13 protein-coding genes are annotated in these 15,806 nt (G+C 34.2%); 7 read left to right on the top strand and 6 right to left on the bottom strand.

What is annotated here, in order from left to right:
* The 4 genes from K1X16_RS02185 to K1X16_RS02170 all read left to right on the top strand — a co-directional run bounded on the left by K1X16_RS02185 (nucleotide 1) and on the right by K1X16_RS02170 (nucleotide 3,708).
* A complete protein-coding gene (locus tag K1X16_RS02185; protein ID WP_195872748.1) occupies nucleotides 1-876 on the top strand; it encodes a mechanosensitive ion channel family protein in 876 nt (291 codons plus the stop codon).
* Between the two features lie 69 nt (nucleotides 877-945).
* Nucleotides 946-2,109 (top strand): sigma-54-dependent transcriptional regulator, encoded by a 1,164-nt coding sequence (locus tag K1X16_RS02180; protein ID WP_225034881.1) that lies wholly within the window; start codon nucleotides 946-948, stop codon nucleotides 2,107-2,109.
* Between the two features lie 140 nt (nucleotides 2,110-2,249).
* Nucleotides 2,250-3,128, top strand: coding sequence for a PPK2 family polyphosphate kinase (locus K1X16_RS02175; RefSeq protein WP_195872750.1), 879 nt, complete (start codon nucleotides 2,250-2,252; stop codon nucleotides 3,126-3,128).
* Entirely contained in the window at nucleotides 3,121-3,708 is a 588-nt protein-coding gene (locus K1X16_RS02170; RefSeq protein ID WP_225034880.1) for a hypothetical protein, read from the top strand. Before K1X16_RS02175 ends, K1X16_RS02170 begins: the two co-directional genes overlap by 8 nt.
* A gap of 180 nt (nucleotides 3,709-3,888) precedes the next feature.
* Here the strand turns inward: K1X16_RS02170 and K1X16_RS02165 are convergent, their stop codons facing one another.
* From K1X16_RS02165 to lysA, 3 genes are all read right to left on the bottom strand, one after another.
* On the bottom strand, nucleotides 3,889-7,158 hold the full coding sequence (locus K1X16_RS02165) for a S41 family peptidase (RefSeq protein ID WP_225034879.1): 3,270 nt from the start codon (nucleotides 7,156-7,158) through the stop codon (nucleotides 3,889-3,891).
* A gap of 100 nt (nucleotides 7,159-7,258) precedes the next feature.
* On the bottom strand, nucleotides 7,259-8,278 hold the full coding sequence (locus K1X16_RS02160) for an AI-2E family transporter (RefSeq protein ID WP_225034878.1): 1,020 nt from the start codon (nucleotides 8,276-8,278) through the stop codon (nucleotides 7,259-7,261).
* A gap of 87 nt (nucleotides 8,279-8,365) precedes the next feature.
* Nucleotides 8,366-9,571 (bottom strand): diaminopimelate decarboxylase, encoded by a 1,206-nt coding sequence (gene lysA, locus K1X16_RS02155; RefSeq protein WP_195872754.1) that lies wholly within the window; start codon nucleotides 9,569-9,571, stop codon nucleotides 8,366-8,368.
* A 240-nt stretch (nucleotides 9,572-9,811) separates the two neighbouring features.
* Between lysA and K1X16_RS02150 the strand changes: the two genes are divergently transcribed.
* Together K1X16_RS02150 and sucC are read left to right on the top strand one after the other, a co-directional pair.
* The gene (locus tag K1X16_RS02150) at nucleotides 9,812-10,468 is read left to right on the top strand and encodes a hypothetical protein (protein WP_225034877.1); all 657 of its coding nucleotides are present in this window, start codon (nucleotides 9,812-9,814) and stop codon (nucleotides 10,466-10,468) included.
* 104 nt (nucleotides 10,469-10,572) lie between these two features.
* Nucleotides 10,573-11,763 carry an ADP-forming succinate--CoA ligase subunit beta gene (sucC, locus tag K1X16_RS02145; protein WP_225034876.1) on the top strand — a complete coding sequence of 397 codons (1,191 nt, stop codon included), beginning with the start codon at nucleotides 10,573-10,575 and terminating at the stop codon, nucleotides 11,761-11,763.
* 141 nt (nucleotides 11,764-11,904) lie between these two features.
* Here sucC and K1X16_RS02140 read toward each other — a convergent pair whose 3' ends face one another.
* Nucleotides 11,905-12,165, bottom strand: a complete 261-nt coding sequence (locus K1X16_RS02140; RefSeq protein WP_225034875.1) for a DUF1456 family protein — start codon at nucleotides 12,163-12,165, stop codon at nucleotides 11,905-11,907.
* Nucleotides 12,166-12,254: 89 nt separating this feature from the next.
* Entirely contained in the window at nucleotides 12,255-13,061 is an 807-nt protein-coding gene (locus K1X16_RS02135; protein WP_225034874.1) for an alpha/beta hydrolase, read from the bottom strand.
* Nucleotides 13,062-13,202: 141 nt separating this feature from the next.
* Between K1X16_RS02135 and K1X16_RS02130 the strand changes: the two genes are divergently transcribed.
* Nucleotides 13,203-13,604, top strand: coding sequence for a TerB family tellurite resistance protein (locus K1X16_RS02130; RefSeq protein ID WP_195872759.1), 402 nt, complete (start codon nucleotides 13,203-13,205; stop codon nucleotides 13,602-13,604).
* A 138-nt stretch (nucleotides 13,605-13,742) separates the two neighbouring features.
* Here the strand turns inward: K1X16_RS02130 and uvrB are convergent, their stop codons facing one another.
* Entirely contained in the window at nucleotides 13,743-15,746 is a 2,004-nt protein-coding gene (gene uvrB / locus K1X16_RS02125) for an excinuclease ABC subunit UvrB (protein ID WP_225034873.1), read from the bottom strand.
* Nucleotides 15,747-15,806: the final 60 nt, after the last annotated feature.

Genomic DNA, 15,806 nt, shown 5'->3' with positions numbered 1-15,806 from the left:
ATGAGTCAAGATTTAGAATCATTTGAAAATACTATTACCGAAAGTAATACTTGGGAAACTATAAAAGGATTTCTAAGTCAAAATATGACTATTGGTAACGATATTAGTATTTCAATATTAGATATTTTAGTTGTAATCACGGCTATTTTTATCACTACAATAGTATTGAGAATTTTTCTAAAGCTAATTACGAGAAAGCTTCCTAAGGAAGATAAAAGTAAGTTTAATGTAGTCTATGGCTATTTTAGATGGCTTGTTTATATTATTATTCTCTTAATAACACTACATAGTGTTGGTGTCAATATTACTGCTGTTTTTGCAGCTTCAGCGGCTTTGCTAATCGGTATTGGTTTGGCATTACAAACCCTTTTTCAAGATATAATTGCAGGTATTTTTATATTAGTAGACCAAACCGTTCATGTTGGCGATATTATTGAGATAGAAGATAGGGTTGGTCGCGTTATTGAAATTAAATTACGAACCACAAGGGCCGTAACCATAGATAATAAAGTGTTAATAATTCCTAATCATTTGTATTTAGAAAACAGTTTGTATAACTGGACACAAAATGATACAACGACTCGAGAGAGTGTAATGGTTGGTGTGGCTTACGGAAGTGATGTGCAGTTGGTTAAAAAACTATTACTACAAGCAGCAAGAACCCACGACGCTGTTTTGCCAAGCCCTGAAGCTGTTGTGCTTTTTACTGACTTTGGAGATAGTGCTCTAAATTTTAAACTTATTTTTACTTTAGGTGATAGTTTTACAGCAAAATATATAAAAAGTGATCTTCGGTTTGAAATCGATCGTCTTTTTAGAGAAAACAACATTTCAATTCCATTTCCGCAACGCGATATACATATTATTGAAAAATAAAATATGCTAATACGTTCAGTGATTTAATGACATTGAATCACTTGTAACAAAAAAAAATAAAAAAAAGTTATGCCAAAAATATTAATTATAGAAGATGAAGCTGCTATACGACGCGTATTAGTAAAAATACTTTCTGAAGAAAATGATACGTACGAAGTAGAAGAAGCAGAAGATGGTTTAGCCGGAATCGAAAAAATAAAGAAAGAAGATTACGACCTTGTGCTTTGTGATATTAAAATGCCAAAAATGGATGGCGTCGAAGTGTTAGAAGCCGTTAAAAAAGTGAAGCCAGAAACACCTATGGTTATGATTTCTGGTCATGGTGATTTAGATACAGCTGTAAATACCATGCGATTAGGTGCTTTTGATTATATCTCTAAACCACCAGATTTAAACAGATTATTAAATACTGTTCGTATTGCATTAGACAGAAAAGAACTCGTCGTAGAAAATACAAGACTCAAGAAAAAAGTGAGTAAAAACTACGAAATGATAGGTGAAAGCGATGCAATAGAACGTATTAAAAACATGATAGATAAAGTTGCACCAACTGATGCTCGTGTTTTAATTACAGGTCCTAATGGAACTGGTAAAGAATTAGTGGCACATTGGTTACACCAAAAAAGTGAACGTTCTAAAGGAGCAATGATTGAGGTTAACTGTGCAGCGATTCCTAGTGAACTTATAGAAAGTGAATTATTCGGACATGTCAAAGGTGCGTTTACATCTGCCGCAAAAGATAGAGCAGGTAAGTTTGAAGCTGCCAACGGCGGAACCATATTTTTAGATGAAATTGGCGATATGAGTTTGCCAGCACAAGCTAAGGTATTGCGTGCGTTACAAGAAAGTAGAATTCAACGTGTCGGTAGTGATAAGGATATTAAAGTGAATGTAAGAGTTGTAGCAGCAACCAATAAAAACCTTAAAAAGGAAATTGAAGAAGGTAGGTTTAGAGAGGATTTATACCACAGATTAGCCGTTATTTTAATTGAAGTTCCTGCATTAAATGACAGACGAGAAGACATTCCGTTATTGATAGATTATTTTTCTAAAAAGATTTCAAAAGAACACGGAAGCGGCAAAAAATCTTTTTCTGATAAAGCTGTAAAACTGCTTCAAAATTACGATTGGAGAGGTAACATACGAGAACTACGTAATGTTATTGAACGTTTAATTATTTTGGGTGGAAGCGAAGTAAGTGAAAGTGATGTTAAGGCTTTTGCTTCAAAATAAAAACACACTATTAAATTGTTCTAAACTAGTTTAAGACCTATTTATTTTAGGAATGAATCGTGCGTTTTTTGTTGCTGAAATAGTTATATTCCTCGTTCTCTATAGATTAAAATTTAGATAAATATAAATACTATTACCATATGAAAGATATAGATATAGACGATTTTAAAATTTCTAATAAGGTTGATATAAAAGATTTACCAACCACTTTTGATCTCGATGCAAAAGAAAAGAAAATTGAAAAGAAATTAAGAAAAGTCAGTGAAGATCTCGCAGATATTCAGAATACAATGTATGCGCATGGAAAATACGCTGTGTTATTTTGTATACAAGGTATGGATACTGCAGGTAAGGATAGTTTAATTCGTGAAGTGTTTAAGGAGTTTAATGTAAGAGGAATTGTAGCGCATAGTTTTAAAAAGCCTACAGATTTAGAGTTGAAACACGACTACCTTTGGAGGCATATAAAAGCCTTACCAGCACGAGGTAAATTTGGAATATTTAACAGAACACATTACGAAAATGTATTGGTAACTAAGGTGCATCCAGAATATTTAATGTACGAGAATATGCCAGATATAAACAGCTTAGACGATGTAGATGAAGCGTTTTGGGATAGACGTTATAGTGAGATTAATAATTTTGAAAAGCATGTTGCAGATAGTGGTACCATCATTTTTAAATTCTTTTTGAATCTTTCAAAAGAGGAACAAAAAAACAGACTTCTTAGACGTTTAAATAAACCGAATAAAAATTGGAAATTTTCACCAGATGATTTAGATGAACGCGAACATTGGGATACGTATCAAGAGTGTTATGAAGAAGCACTAAATAGAACGTCTAAACCCAATGCACCATGGTACAATATTCCAGCCGATGATAAGCCAACAGCAAGATATATTGTGGCAAAAATCCTCTATGATACACTTAAAGAATACAAAGACATAAGAGAGCCAGAATTGCCAGACCATCAAAAAGAAAATATTGATACCTATAAAGCGCAGTTAAAAAATGAATAAGTTCAAACAAGTTGTTATAAGTCTTATAGTTGTAATATTGATGAGTGGAATGTGGAGTAGTGCAGCACAAAATAATGAAAAGTTACCTTTTTACGAAGTTCCTGAATATTCAGAATCGTTTACTGCTGGTACCATGGCAGCTCGGATGATTGAAGCATTAGGCTTTCGGTTTTATTGGGCAACAGATAGTTTAACTGAAAAAGATCTAGCTTACAAGGCCAATGTTGACGGACGAACTTCATTAGGAACTATTCAACATATTTACGATTTGTCTAAAACTATTGTAAATTCAACGTTAAAGAAATCAAACATCAACGAAAAGGAAGATTTATCATATTCAGAATTGAGAAGTAAAACCTTAAACAACTTAAAAGTCGCTGCCGATATTTTAAGAGAAAGTGACGATATTTCGCAATTCAAAATTATTTTTGGTGAACGCGAAATTCCATTTTGGAATCAAATTAATGGTCCAATTGCAGATGCAATTTGGCACTGTGGGCAATTATCTATTTACCGACGAACCACAGGAAATCCTTTAAATTCTAAGGTGAATTTTTTTACCGGAAAGGTGAAATCTTAAACTCGTGTTTTAAACCATTTGCGCTCTAATCTGGTTGTTAGCGTTAAGTATTCGGAAAACACTTCACTACTTCTATCTTCTGGTTTCATTTTAATAGTTAAATACAAGCCGCACTCCTAATCTTGCAAAAAGGTTTGCGGCAAATACCATTACAATATCAAATTCTGACATTAGATTTGATTAATTTCCTTTGGCAGGTTGTGGAAACGGAGGCGCTTTGACAGCCTTTTTTATACCCAATTGTTTCATTAATTCTTCAACGGCTCTTTCAAGTTGAGGATCTTTTCCGTTTGATAGTGCTTTTGCATCTTGTCGCACTTCAATATCTGGTGCTACACCTTTATTCTCGGCAATCCATGTATTATTTATAGGATCAAATACAGCATTGTCTGGAGCGGTTAATGAGCCTCCATCAATCAATGCATAATGTGTTGATGATTTTACTAAGCCTCCCCAAGTGGTCATGCCAATTAATTGTCCAACGTTTTGCTGTCTAAATACCCATGGAAAAAAGTCTCCACCGGATCCAGCAAGTTCATTAATCAATAATACCTTTGGACCTAAAATACCAGCAGGTAATGTTAGGGGGTTTCCGTTTGGTACCTCATTTGTTAATCCTGCTCTAAGGCTACGCGTCATTAAATCTACCATATAATCATCTAGCAAACCACCTCCATTAAAACGTTCATCTATTACAGCACCTTCTTTATCCTGTTGAGCAAAATAGTACCTGTTGAAGGATACAAAACCAGGGCCTCCTGTATTGGGCACCCAAATATAGCCTAATCGTCCGTTAGAGAGTTTGTCAACTAACCTACGGTTATCTTCAACCCAAGTGCGTTGTCTTAATGAATTTTCACTACGAATAGGTTCTACAATTTCTTGCCAATTACCTTTAAAATCTGGTTTATCATTAATGTGAAGTATGGTTTGTTTTCCTGAAGTGCCATCTAAATATTCATAAAAATTATCATCTGCTTTAATTTCGTTTCCGTTTATACCAACAATGTAATGCCCTTCTTTTATGTTTAATCCTGGTGCGTCCAAAGGTCCTGTTAAACCAGGATTCCAGCGTTCTGTTGTGTAAATGCGATCAATTTTCCAATGGCTTTTTACTGTAACGAGGTCAGCTCCTAATAGTCCTGTTGTTGATCTTTCAATATCTGGATAATCTCCACCACGAACAAAACTATGACCAACGGATAATTCACCATTCATTTGATCTAGAATGTAATATAAATCCGCACGATGTTTTATAAAGGGTACTAACGGAGCGTAACGTTTGTAAACCACATCCCAATCGCGACCATGCATATTTGGATCGTAAAAATAATCGCGTTCGTAACGCCATGCTTCTTCAAACATTTGTTCCCATTCAGCAGAACGATCTAATTTCATTTGTAGGTTTACTTTAAGTCGCTTACCTCCTTTAGCATTGCTGCCTTTTGTACTAATTACTTGCCAGTTTCCTTTAATTTGAGCGAGCATATGTTCACCATTTGTAGTTATAGAAACTGAGCGTACACCAGATGCAAACTCTTTGTGCTCTTGTTTTTTAAGATCGAATTTATGAAGTATAGCTGCTCTTGAGTTTGGAACATATTCTGAAATAAACATCGAACCTTTAGGACCAGAACTAATAAAACCATAGTTTCTAGAAGGAATTGGCAATGCCAGTGTACGGCGACCAATATTTTCAAAATCTATACGCATAGGTTTTGAGTCGTCGTCTTTCTTATCGTTAGAATCGTCCTTTTCTTTTTTGTCATCGTTTTTGTCGTCGTCCTCTTTTTGGGTGTTTTCTTCGTCACTTTTTGGTTTAAAAGGAGAATCATCGTTAGCATCTAAATTAATGACATAAGCCGCATAAGCCGGATCTGCTGTCATAGAACTTGTATTCGCCCAACCTGAGGCAAGAGCCACATCTGTACTGGCTAAAAAGTACAATTGTTTTTGATTTAAATCCCAAGCTGGTGAAAAGGAATCTGCAAAAGTGTCTGTAATTGGTGTTGACTTATCTGTCTCTAATGCGTAGATATAGATTTGTCTAAAATTATTAGAAGCTGCTTTTTCATACGCCAAATAATTACTGTCTGGTGACCATTTTAATTCTAGTCTATTACGTTCTAAATTTGTTCCACCAATAGCAATGGTTTTAATTTTTTTAGTTTCTAAGTTGATGAACCTTAAGCGTACATCATCATCTACAAAGGCGATATGCTTTCCATCTGGAGACCACGTAGGATTCCAAGCGAGTTTAGATTCACCAATGGAAATTGCTTCAGGTTGAGATAAACCATCTTGATCTGATATCATTAAAGCATAATTTTTTCTATCAGCATCAGAAAACCAAGCGATTTTATCCCCTTTTGGTGACCAAATAGGTCTGCGGTCTGCTGTACCAGAACTTTCAGTGATGTTACGCGCATCTCCAAACTCTACAGGAATTGTAAAAATATCTCCACGCGACTGCATTATGGCACGTTTTCCATTTGGTGACAAGGATGCGGAACGTGTAGAATTTGATACGTCTTCCCATTTGGTTTCAGACCATGGAAAATCCCCCACTACATCAATTGCTAACTGGGTTGATTTTCCTGTTAAAATCGATAAAGTATGTAAATAACCATCGCGTTCATAAACTAAAGTGTCATTATTACCACTTAACCATTTAATGTCAGCACCTTTAAATTTTGTGATTTGAGTAAGTGATTTTGTTTCAGGATTGAAAGCCCAAATATTAGACACTAAATCCCGATCTGATAAAAAATAAATGGTATCATCTAACCATAGCGGTTGAATGTCAGTTGTGTGTTCATTAGGCAATAAAACTTCGTTTTGTGTTTCTAAATCCAACACAATAAGTGGTGTGTTTTGTCCGCCTCTATAAGCGCGCCATTCTTCATCCCAACGGTCCATTTTATCAATAATCATTTGAGTGCCATCAGGCGAATAAGATCCGTTATTACTCCACTGTTTAGTAAGTAGTTTTGGCGCTCCTCCTTCAACAGAAATAGTGTAAAGTCTGTTATAAGGTCGTGGTGCTGTTTCTCTATTACTGGCAAATAAGATATGCTTTCCATCATTAGTCCATCCTCTTACGGTAGAACCGCTTGGATGCCATGTTAATCGCTTCGGTTCACCACCATGTTTTGAAACTACATAGACATTGTTGGTGCCAGCTCTGTTAGAACTGAAAGCAATCCAATTTCCATCTGGTGAAAAGTAAGGGTTAGATTCGATTGCAGCAGTAGAAGTAATGCGTTTGGCTTCATTAGAGTTTAATGCAGAAACCCAAATATCGCTACCATAAGTGTAGGTGATATGTGTAGCACTGATGTCTGGTTGACGCAGTAATCTGGTGCCTTGTGCAAAAGATAAAAAACTAGTTAATAAAAGAAATAAGGATACATAATAGAATTGATGATGTGATTTTGATTGTGAATTCATTAGAGAAGGTAGATTAAATTAAATAATGTTATAAAGTTACAAATAACTTAATTGTCATATTTAAAATCTAATAATATTCTTTTGAAACACAATCTTCTGATTAGCTTTCTACTGATTTACCATATTCTTTTGTATAGATTTTAACTAAAGCCATAAAAATACTAATGAGCAATGGTCCAAAAATTAAACCAATAAATCCAAATAAAGGAACACCAACAATAACACCAAAAAGCGTGACTAAAGGATGAACATCGTCTAGTTTTTGCAATACGTATAGCCTAATAATATTATCTGTGGAACCGACAACGACAATACCGTAAATTAAAATTCCCCATGCTTGAAATGAGTTTCCTGAAGATAAAGTTAGAATAAAAACAGGAAGAATACCAACGAAGGTGCCAATGAAAGGTATCATAGAACCTATAGTGACAATGACAAACCAAAACAACGAATCTTGAATTCCAAAAATTAGAAACCCAATCAGTGCAATAATACCTTGAGCAATAGCCACCAACGGAATTCCAACGGCATTAGATTTTACCATGGCTTGAACTTCCTTACCAATATCGGAAATGTTTTTATTACTCATGGGAATATAATCCCGTAGCGATTGTCTTAATGCTTTACGATTGGTCAACATAAAATAGAGCATAAAATACATAAGACCTATGGCAATAAGCAAATTGAAACTACTGCCAGCCATACTTTGTAAACTTTCAGATAGCCAAGTTGTAATCGATTTTGTATCAATTTGAGAATTAATATCAAAACCTGTTTTAAATTGTAATCTTCCAACCTGATCTTTAAAAGCATCAATCACCTTTTCACTATTACCAGCAACTTCAGAAATTTTATTGCCTAACATAATTCCGAAACCCGTAAGTGGAATCATAATTAAAATAAAAGAGCCTAGCATTAAAGTTAAAGCAGCTAAAGTAGCGTTCCAGTTATGCTGATTAACCAAGCGCGTCATTAGCTTTCTTAGTAAAATGTAAAACGTAATTGCGCCCAGAACACCAGTTAAATAAGGTAACATTTCAGTAAAAATCATAATTCCAAAAACTATGATTAATAGTAAAATAAAAATTTGACGGATTATTTTAGGAGCAATTTGACTCATAGGACGTTGATTGGTTTTCTCAAAGATAATCGCAAACCGTGTAGAGCGTTACTTTAATCCCACAAAATATTAACTCAGATAGCTTTGTTATATGGTAATTTCAACTTGGTTATGTAAGATATCTTCAAAAACCTCACGCTTTCTAATGAGTTGCGCTTTTCCTTTATATAGTAACACTTCAGCAGGTCTGTAACGCGAGTTGTAGTTGCTCGCCATAGAGTAGCAATAGGCTCCTGCATTTTTAAAACATAGAATGTCGCCTTCGTTTATTTCTGAAATTCGTCTGTTATTTGCAAATGTGTCTGTTTCACAGATATAACCTACAACAGAATAAAAACGTTCGCGGCCTTTTGGATTCGAGATATTTAAAATATCGTGCTGTGAACCATAAAGCATTGGTCGTATTAAGTGATTAAAGCCAGAATCTACCTGAGCAAAAACCGTTGAAGTTGTTTGTTTTACCACATTTACCTTAGCTAAAAAGACACCAGCTTCACTCACTAAAAATTTTCCTGGTTCAAACGCTAAAGTTAAATCTTTGCCGTATTCCTTACAGAATTCATTAAAACGTTGTGATAATTTTTCACCTAACTCATCAATATTGGTTTCAATATCACCTTTTTTGTATGGGACTTTAAATCCTGAACCAAAATCTATGAATTCAAGTGTTTTGAAGTTTTTAGCTGTTTCAAATAGAATTTCACTGGCATATAAAAAGACATCAATATCTAAAATATCACTTCCTGTGTGCATGTGAATACCGTTGATATTCATTTTAGTGTTCTCAACGATACGAAGTAAAAGCGGAATCTGATGAATCGAAATGCCGAACTTACTATCAATATGTCCAACAGAAATATTAGTATTTCCGCCAGCCATTACATGTGGATTTATACGAATACAAACCGGAGTTTTAGGATGTTTAGTTCCAAATTGTTCTAATATGGATAGGTTATCAATATTAATCTGAACACCTAATTTAGCGGCTTCTTCAATCTCTTCAAGTGAGACGCCATTTGGTGTAAAAATGATGTTTTCAGGTTTAAATCCGGCTTTTAAGCCTAATCGCAATTCTTGAATAGAAACGGTATCAATTCCAGAACCTAATTTGTTAAATAATTTTAATACTGAAATGTTAGATAAGGCCTTAACAGCATAATTAAGTTTCAGATGTTTAACCTTATTAAATGCTTTTGTTAAACGTTTGTACTGCGTTTCTATTTTTTCAGCATCATAAACATAAACAGGACTTCCAAAATCCTTTGCAATCTGTAATAAGGTATTATCCTTCATTCTTCTTAATTCTTAAAAGTTAGTTGGCGAAAGTAAATGTAATCGATATAAAAAACATAAAAATGATAAAATATTGCTATTTTTACACATAATGTTAAATAGTTAACAAAATGAAACGAGTATTAAAAAGTTAAATTATAATTTTAATTAATATTGAAGCTTTTTAATACGAGAACGAAGTGGTTCCACGCGTTCTCAATTTTAGAATTATTTTTTTTAAAATTATCAAAATTTAAACGTGTGAAAACCATAGCGTCCTGTGTTCAAGATATTATTGTGGCTAGTCCTTTTTTAGAAGAAGGCTTATCTAAAGAGATTATTAATTTTTCGGCCTTAGCAAAAGAGTTAAATGCACCGATTTCTAGAATGTTGCGGAAACCTGTAAAAGATGGTGCCATTATGATGGCATTACGTCGCTATCAACAACCATTGAATCTAGAAAACTCCAATAGTTTAAAGAAAGCTTTTAATCAAATTGGTGATATTACAGTGCGATCTAACTTGAGTGATTTTACTTTTCAAAATTCAAAGACTTTAATCCATAGTCATTCGCAAATTTTAGAAAAAATCAGTGAGAATCAACAAACATTTTATGCCTTTACACGTGGTATGTTTGAGAGTAATATTATTATTTCGACTGCTGAAAAGGATAGTGTTCTCAAAGCTTTTAAACATGAAACACAGATAGGATTACAAGAAAAATTATCTGCTATTAGTATTTATTTGCCCAAAGGGAATTCTAAAATCGTTGGCTTGTATTATCAGATATTTAAACGCTTAGCTTGGGAAAACATTACCTTGTATGAGGTGGTTTCTACGACTAATGAGTTTACAATTGTTGTTGAAGATTATTTGGTAGACAAAGCATTTTCGGCTATAAAACGCCTAATTGATTAAACTTTTAGAGTGTGCACTGAAATGGGATAAATCAATTTTAAAAACTATTGGTAAAAACTATTAGTATGCTTACTTTTGTCAGACCAATAAATTTCTGATTAAAAATGAATTTACACGAATATCAAGGAAAAGAATTATTAAGCAGTTTTGGTGTACGTATCCAACGTGGTATTGTAGCTCAAAGTGCAAAAGATGCTGTTGATGCAGCAAAGCAATTAACAGCTGAAACTGATACAGGTTGGCATGTTATTAAAGCGCAAGTTCATGCAGGTGGACGTGGTAAAGGTGGAGGCGTTAAGTTGGCCAAAAACCTTCAGGAAGTTGAAGATATCGCAGGACAAATCATAGGAATGGATTTGGTAACACCACAAACTTCTGCGGAAGGGAAACGTGTACACCAAGTTTTAGTAGCAGAAGATGTTTACTATCCAGGTGATGAAGAGCCAAACGAATATTACATGTCTGTATTATTAAATCGTGCAAACGGTAGAAACATGATTGTATATTCTACAGAAGGCGGTATGGACATTGAAACTGTTGCAGAAGAAACACCACATTTAATACATAATGAAGAGATTGATCCTGCTACAGGGATCTTACCTTTTCAAGCGCGTCGTATCGCGTTTAACTTAGGCTTATCTGGAACAGCTTTTAAAGAGATGACAAAGTTTGTTACCGCTTTATATACTGCTTATGATAAATCGGATGCGTCTTTATTTGAAATCAACCCTGTATTAAAAACTAGTGATAGTAAAATAATGGCTGTTGATGCTAAGGTAACTTTAGATGCTAACGCTTTATACAGACACAGAGATTTAGCTGAATTACGTGACTTACGTGAAGAAAACCAGATTGAAGTTGAAGCAGGTGCTTTAGGTTTAAACTATGTAGACTTAGACGGAAACGTTGGTTGTATGGTAAATGGTGCTGGTTTAGCAATGGCTACTATGGATTTAATTAAGCAAGCAGGTGGTGAGCCAGCTAACTTTTTAGATGTTGGTGGAACTGCAGATGCAGCTAGAGTAGAAGCGGCTTTTAAAATAATATTAAAAGATCCTGCTGTGAAAGCCATCTTAATCAACATTTTCGGTGGAATTGTAAGATGTGACCGTGTTGCTCAAGGTGTTATTGACGCTTATAAAAATATGGGTAACATTAACGTACCAATTATTGTGCGTTTACAAGGAACAAACGCTGACATCGCTAAAGAATTAATTGACAATTCTGGTTTAGATGTTATGAGTGCAACAGAATTCCAAGAAGCAGCTGATAAAGTACAAGAAGTATTGTCATAATTCAATTGTGACATGCTGAACTTGTTTCAGTATCTAACTAGATTGGGATTATATAAAATATAAAAGAGCAACATTAATTTGTTGCTCTTTTTTTGTTCAATATCTTCCTCATGCCGTAAAATGGTAAAAGAAGGTTATAATTTAATTTTTCTTCTTGTCCACGTTCTTCTTCTCTCCCTTTTTAGGCAAAGGTCCACGCAAATGAATAATTAATCCATTCAAGAAATTACGAAGAATCTGATCTCCACATTCCATATATTTTGGATGGTCTTCATTTCTAAACATAGCATTAAGCTCACTTTTAGAAATTCTGAAATCTACTAATTCTAAGATTTTTACGATATCATCGTCTCTTAGTTTATGTGCTACTCTTAGTTTTTTGAATATGTCGTTATTTGTCATAAAAAATGTATTTCTGTTCCTGTAAAAATAGGAATCGTTTATTAATATTAGTTGAGACTTCTCGTCTGCGCTCGAAGTGACAAAACGTTTTAGTCAATGATTAACCATTCATAAGCCGTACCAAAATGGTCAGCCCATAGTTTTTCGTTATGTTGTCCGCCTTTAATCTTAAGGCTTTTAAATTGTGTGTCCTTAACTCCTTTGGTTTTTAATAACTTTAGCATCTCATCTAATTTAGGAATCATGGTTTCCCCTTCATCAGTGCCTGCTAAAAAGTAGAATTTTGAAGTTTCTGGAATGTCAGTAGATTCTACAAAATCAAATATTTCAGGATTAATCCAAAATGCAGGCGAGAATACTCCAGCTTTGCCAAATGTTTCAGGATATTTTATCACAGCATAAAATGATAGCAAACCACCTAAAGACGATCCAAAGATTGTGGTGTCTTCTGCTTCTGGTTTTGTTCTGTACGTTACATCTATGTGTGGTTTTAATGTGTTTTTTATAAATGTTAAATAGGCATCACCTTTTCCGCCACCATGTTTTTCATGTTTATATGGTGTGAGTTCATCTATACGTTTTACATTGCCGTGTTCAATTCCAATAATTATGCTTTGATTATCTGTAAGCGTATCCATATATTCATCAACTTCCCATTCGCCAACATAGGATGTTTCTGTATCGAATAAATTTTGTGCATCGTGCATGTAAATCACAGGATACGATTTTTTAGTTTTTTTATAATTTGTAGGTAAATACACCCAAATAGTTTTTATTGTATCTAATTGAGGTGCTGCAATCAAAAATACTGAAACTTGCTTAGAAGCAGTGCTTTGTGCGTTTGTTGTGTTTAAAACAAATGCTGAAATTAGTAAGATTAAATACTTCAATTTCATGCTGTTCCTTGTCCTTTGAGTTGATAAACGTTTAATTAAATCGACTAAATACGTCTAATTTTTCGACAAGATACATTATATCAACGACAATAAAATAAACTACCTCTGTAACTTTACATTATAAATAATTGCCAGTGAATTATGATAAATAGAGCTGAAAAATTGAGCTTACTTTCCGAGATGATTGCCTTTGCTCAATCAGATGAAAATATAAGAACTATTGAGTATAATTTTTTATTCAGTATTGCTAAACAATTAGATATATCTAAAGAAGATTTTGAATATCTCTTTGAACACCCTGTAACATATGTGCATTTAAAATCGCATAGCGAGCGTATAGTACAATTTCATAGATTAGTACTTCTAATGAATTTAGATCACAAAGTGTCTCCTAAACAATTGGTGAAAATCCATAACTTCGGATTGCGAATGGGATTAAGTCATGAGTCAATAAATAGAGTTTTAGACTTAATGGATAGCTTTCCTAATAAGGTTGTACCACCAGATTTCTTGATTGATATTTTTAAGGTGCAATATAATTAAGCGAAACTCTAAATTGAAAAGCTATTTAGCGCATTCAATTTAGTTAGTTGAACTTATGCCGCTGAAAAGCGGTATCTTATTAAAATTAGTTTTTTAGATAAGCTAATTTTACACCTCAAGAGGACACCACTCAAACATTTAAACCTTCAACTTCTCTAACTTACTCTGATAAGCCGTAATCTCATCCCTAAAACGCGCTGCTTCTAAAAAGTCTAAAGCTTTAGCTGCCTGTTCCATGAGTTTGCGTTGCTCTCTAATTTTCTTTTCGAGTTCGCCTTTGGTTAAATAGTCGCTTTCTGGTTCTGCTGCTATTTGTGCATCGAGTTCTGTACGATATGTACTCACGGAATTTTTAGTTAAGGCACTATCTAAACTCTTGTTAAGTGCTTTTGGTACCAAATTATGTTTCGTATTGTACGCAATTTGTTTTTCACGACGGTAATTCGTTTCATCGATAGTTTTTTGCATGCTTTTGGTCACTTTATCAGCATACATAATTGCTTTTCCGTTGAGGTGTCTTGCTGCTCTTCCAACGGTTTGTGTTAATGATCTTGCCGAACGTAAAAAACCTTCTTTGTCTGCATCTAAAATAGCAACAAGAGATACTTCAGGTAAATCTAACCCTTCACGAAGTAAGTTAACCCCAACCAAAACATCAAAAACGCCTTTTCTTAAATCTTGCATGATTTCAACACGTTCTAAAGTATCTACATCACTGTGAATATATCGTGTTCGCACTGAAATTCGCGTTAGATATTTAGTCAATTCTTCAGCCATTCGTTTCGTTAACGTCGTTACCAAAGTACGTTCGTCTTTTTCAACTCTATTTTGAATTTCTTCGATTAAATCATCAATCTGATTTAAACTTGGTCTGACTTCAATAATAGGATCTAATAAACCTGTTGGGCGAATGACTTGCTCTACATAAACACCATCAGTTTTCTGCATTTCGTAATCAGCAGGAGTTGCAGATACATAAATCACTTGATTTTGAAGGGCTTCAAATTCTTCAAACTTTAAAGGTCTGTTATCCATGGCCGCAGGTAAACGAAATCCATAATCCACCAAATTTACTTTTCGGCTTCTATCCCCTCCATACATGGCATGGACTTGAGAAATGGTCACGTGACTTTCATCAACCACCATTAAAAAATCATCTGGAAAATAATCTAACAAACAGAACGGTCTTGTGCCAGGTAGTCGCCCGTCTAAATATCTAGAATAATTTTCAATACCTGAACAATAGCCTAATTCACGAATCATTTCTAAATCGAATTCGGTACGTTCTTTTAGACGTTTGGCTTCAAGATGTTTTCCTATGTCTTTGAAATAATCATATTGTTTTACTAAATCGTCTTGAATATCTTTAATCGCTCCATTCAATACATCTGGAGAGGTTACAAACATATTTGCTGGATAGATATTCAGTCTGTCGTAACGCTCTATAATTTCATTTGTTCTAGCATCAAACGCTTCAATTTCTTCAATTTCATCACCAAAAAAGTGAATTCTAAAGGCATGATCAGCATATCCAGGAAATACATCAACGGTATCTCCTTTAATTCTGAAGTTTCCATTTTTGAAGTCGGCTTCCGTTCTAGAATATAAACTTTGTACGAGTTGGTGTAATAATTTGGTGCGCGAAATAACTTGATCGCGTTCAATGGATATCACATTTTTTTGAAATTCCACAGGATTCCCAATACCATATAAACATGATACAGATGCAATTACAATCACATCACGACGACCAGAAAGTAGGGAAGAGGTAGTACTTAAACGCATCTTCTCAATTTCCTCATTAATAGATAAATCCTTTTCTATATAAACGCCTGACACTGGAATGTAAGCTTCGGGTTGATAGTAATCATAGTAAGAGACGAAATATTCTACGGCATTATCTGGAAAGAATTGTTTGAACTCTGAATACAATTGCGCAGCCAAAGTTTTATTGTGTGCTAAAACTAAGGTTGGTCGTTGCACTTCTTCAATCACATTGGCAACCGTAAATGTTTTACCAGAACCCGTAACACCTAAAAGGGTTTGATATTTTTCTTTTCCATCAACACCAGCAGCTAATTTTTTTATAGCTTGTGGCTGATCACCTGTAGGTTTGAATTCTGATTTGATTTTAAATCGCATACTGCAAAGTTACGATAAAGGGATTATAATTAAATGGCGTAGTGCGTTACAATTGCGTTA

Source organism: Winogradskyella sp. SM1960 (assembly GCF_020179375.1).
Classification (GTDB): domain Bacteria; phylum Bacteroidota; class Bacteroidia; order Flavobacteriales; family Flavobacteriaceae; genus Winogradskyella; species Winogradskyella marina.
Note: the sequence above shows the minus strand (reverse complement) of the source record. Positions and strands in the feature narration are given on the sequence as shown.

What these genes read in the sequence shown, in the direction of transcription:
- K1X16_RS02185 (WP_195872748.1), top strand. Translation starts at nt 1, where the DNA reads ATGAGTCAAGATTTAGAATCATTTGAAAATACTATTACCGAAAGTAAT.
- K1X16_RS02180 (WP_225034881.1), top strand. Translation starts at nt 946, where the DNA reads ATGCCAAAAATATTAATTATAGAAGATGAAGCTGCTATACGACGCGTA.
- K1X16_RS02175 (WP_195872750.1), top strand. Translation starts at nt 2,250, where the DNA reads ATGAAAGATATAGATATAGACGATTTTAAAATTTCTAATAAGGTTGAT.
- K1X16_RS02170 (WP_225034880.1), top strand. Translation starts at nt 3,121, where the DNA reads ATGAATAAGTTCAAACAAGTTGTTATAAGTCTTATAGTTGTAATATTG.
- K1X16_RS02165 (WP_225034879.1), bottom strand. Translation starts at nt 7,158, where the DNA reads ATGAATTCACAATCAAAATCACATCATCAATTCTATTATGTATCCTTA.
- K1X16_RS02160 (WP_225034878.1), bottom strand. Translation starts at nt 8,278, where the DNA reads ATGAGTCAAATTGCTCCTAAAATAATCCGTCAAATTTTTATTTTACTA.
- lysA (WP_195872754.1), bottom strand. Translation starts at nt 9,571, where the DNA reads ATGAAGGATAATACCTTATTACAGATTGCAAAGGATTTTGGAAGTCCT.
- sucC (WP_225034876.1), top strand. Translation starts at nt 10,573, where the DNA reads ATGAATTTACACGAATATCAAGGAAAAGAATTATTAAGCAGTTTTGGT.
- K1X16_RS02140 (WP_225034875.1), bottom strand. Translation starts at nt 12,165, where the DNA reads ATGACAAATAACGACATATTCAAAAAACTAAGAGTAGCACATAAACTA.
- K1X16_RS02135 (WP_225034874.1), bottom strand. Translation starts at nt 13,061, where the DNA reads ATGAAATTGAAGTATTTAATCTTACTAATTTCAGCATTTGTTTTAAAC.
- K1X16_RS02130 (WP_195872759.1), top strand. Translation starts at nt 13,203, where the DNA reads ATGATAAATAGAGCTGAAAAATTGAGCTTACTTTCCGAGATGATTGCC.
- uvrB (WP_225034873.1), bottom strand. Translation starts at nt 15,746, where the DNA reads ATGCGATTTAAAATCAAATCAGAATTCAAACCTACAGGTGATCAGCCA.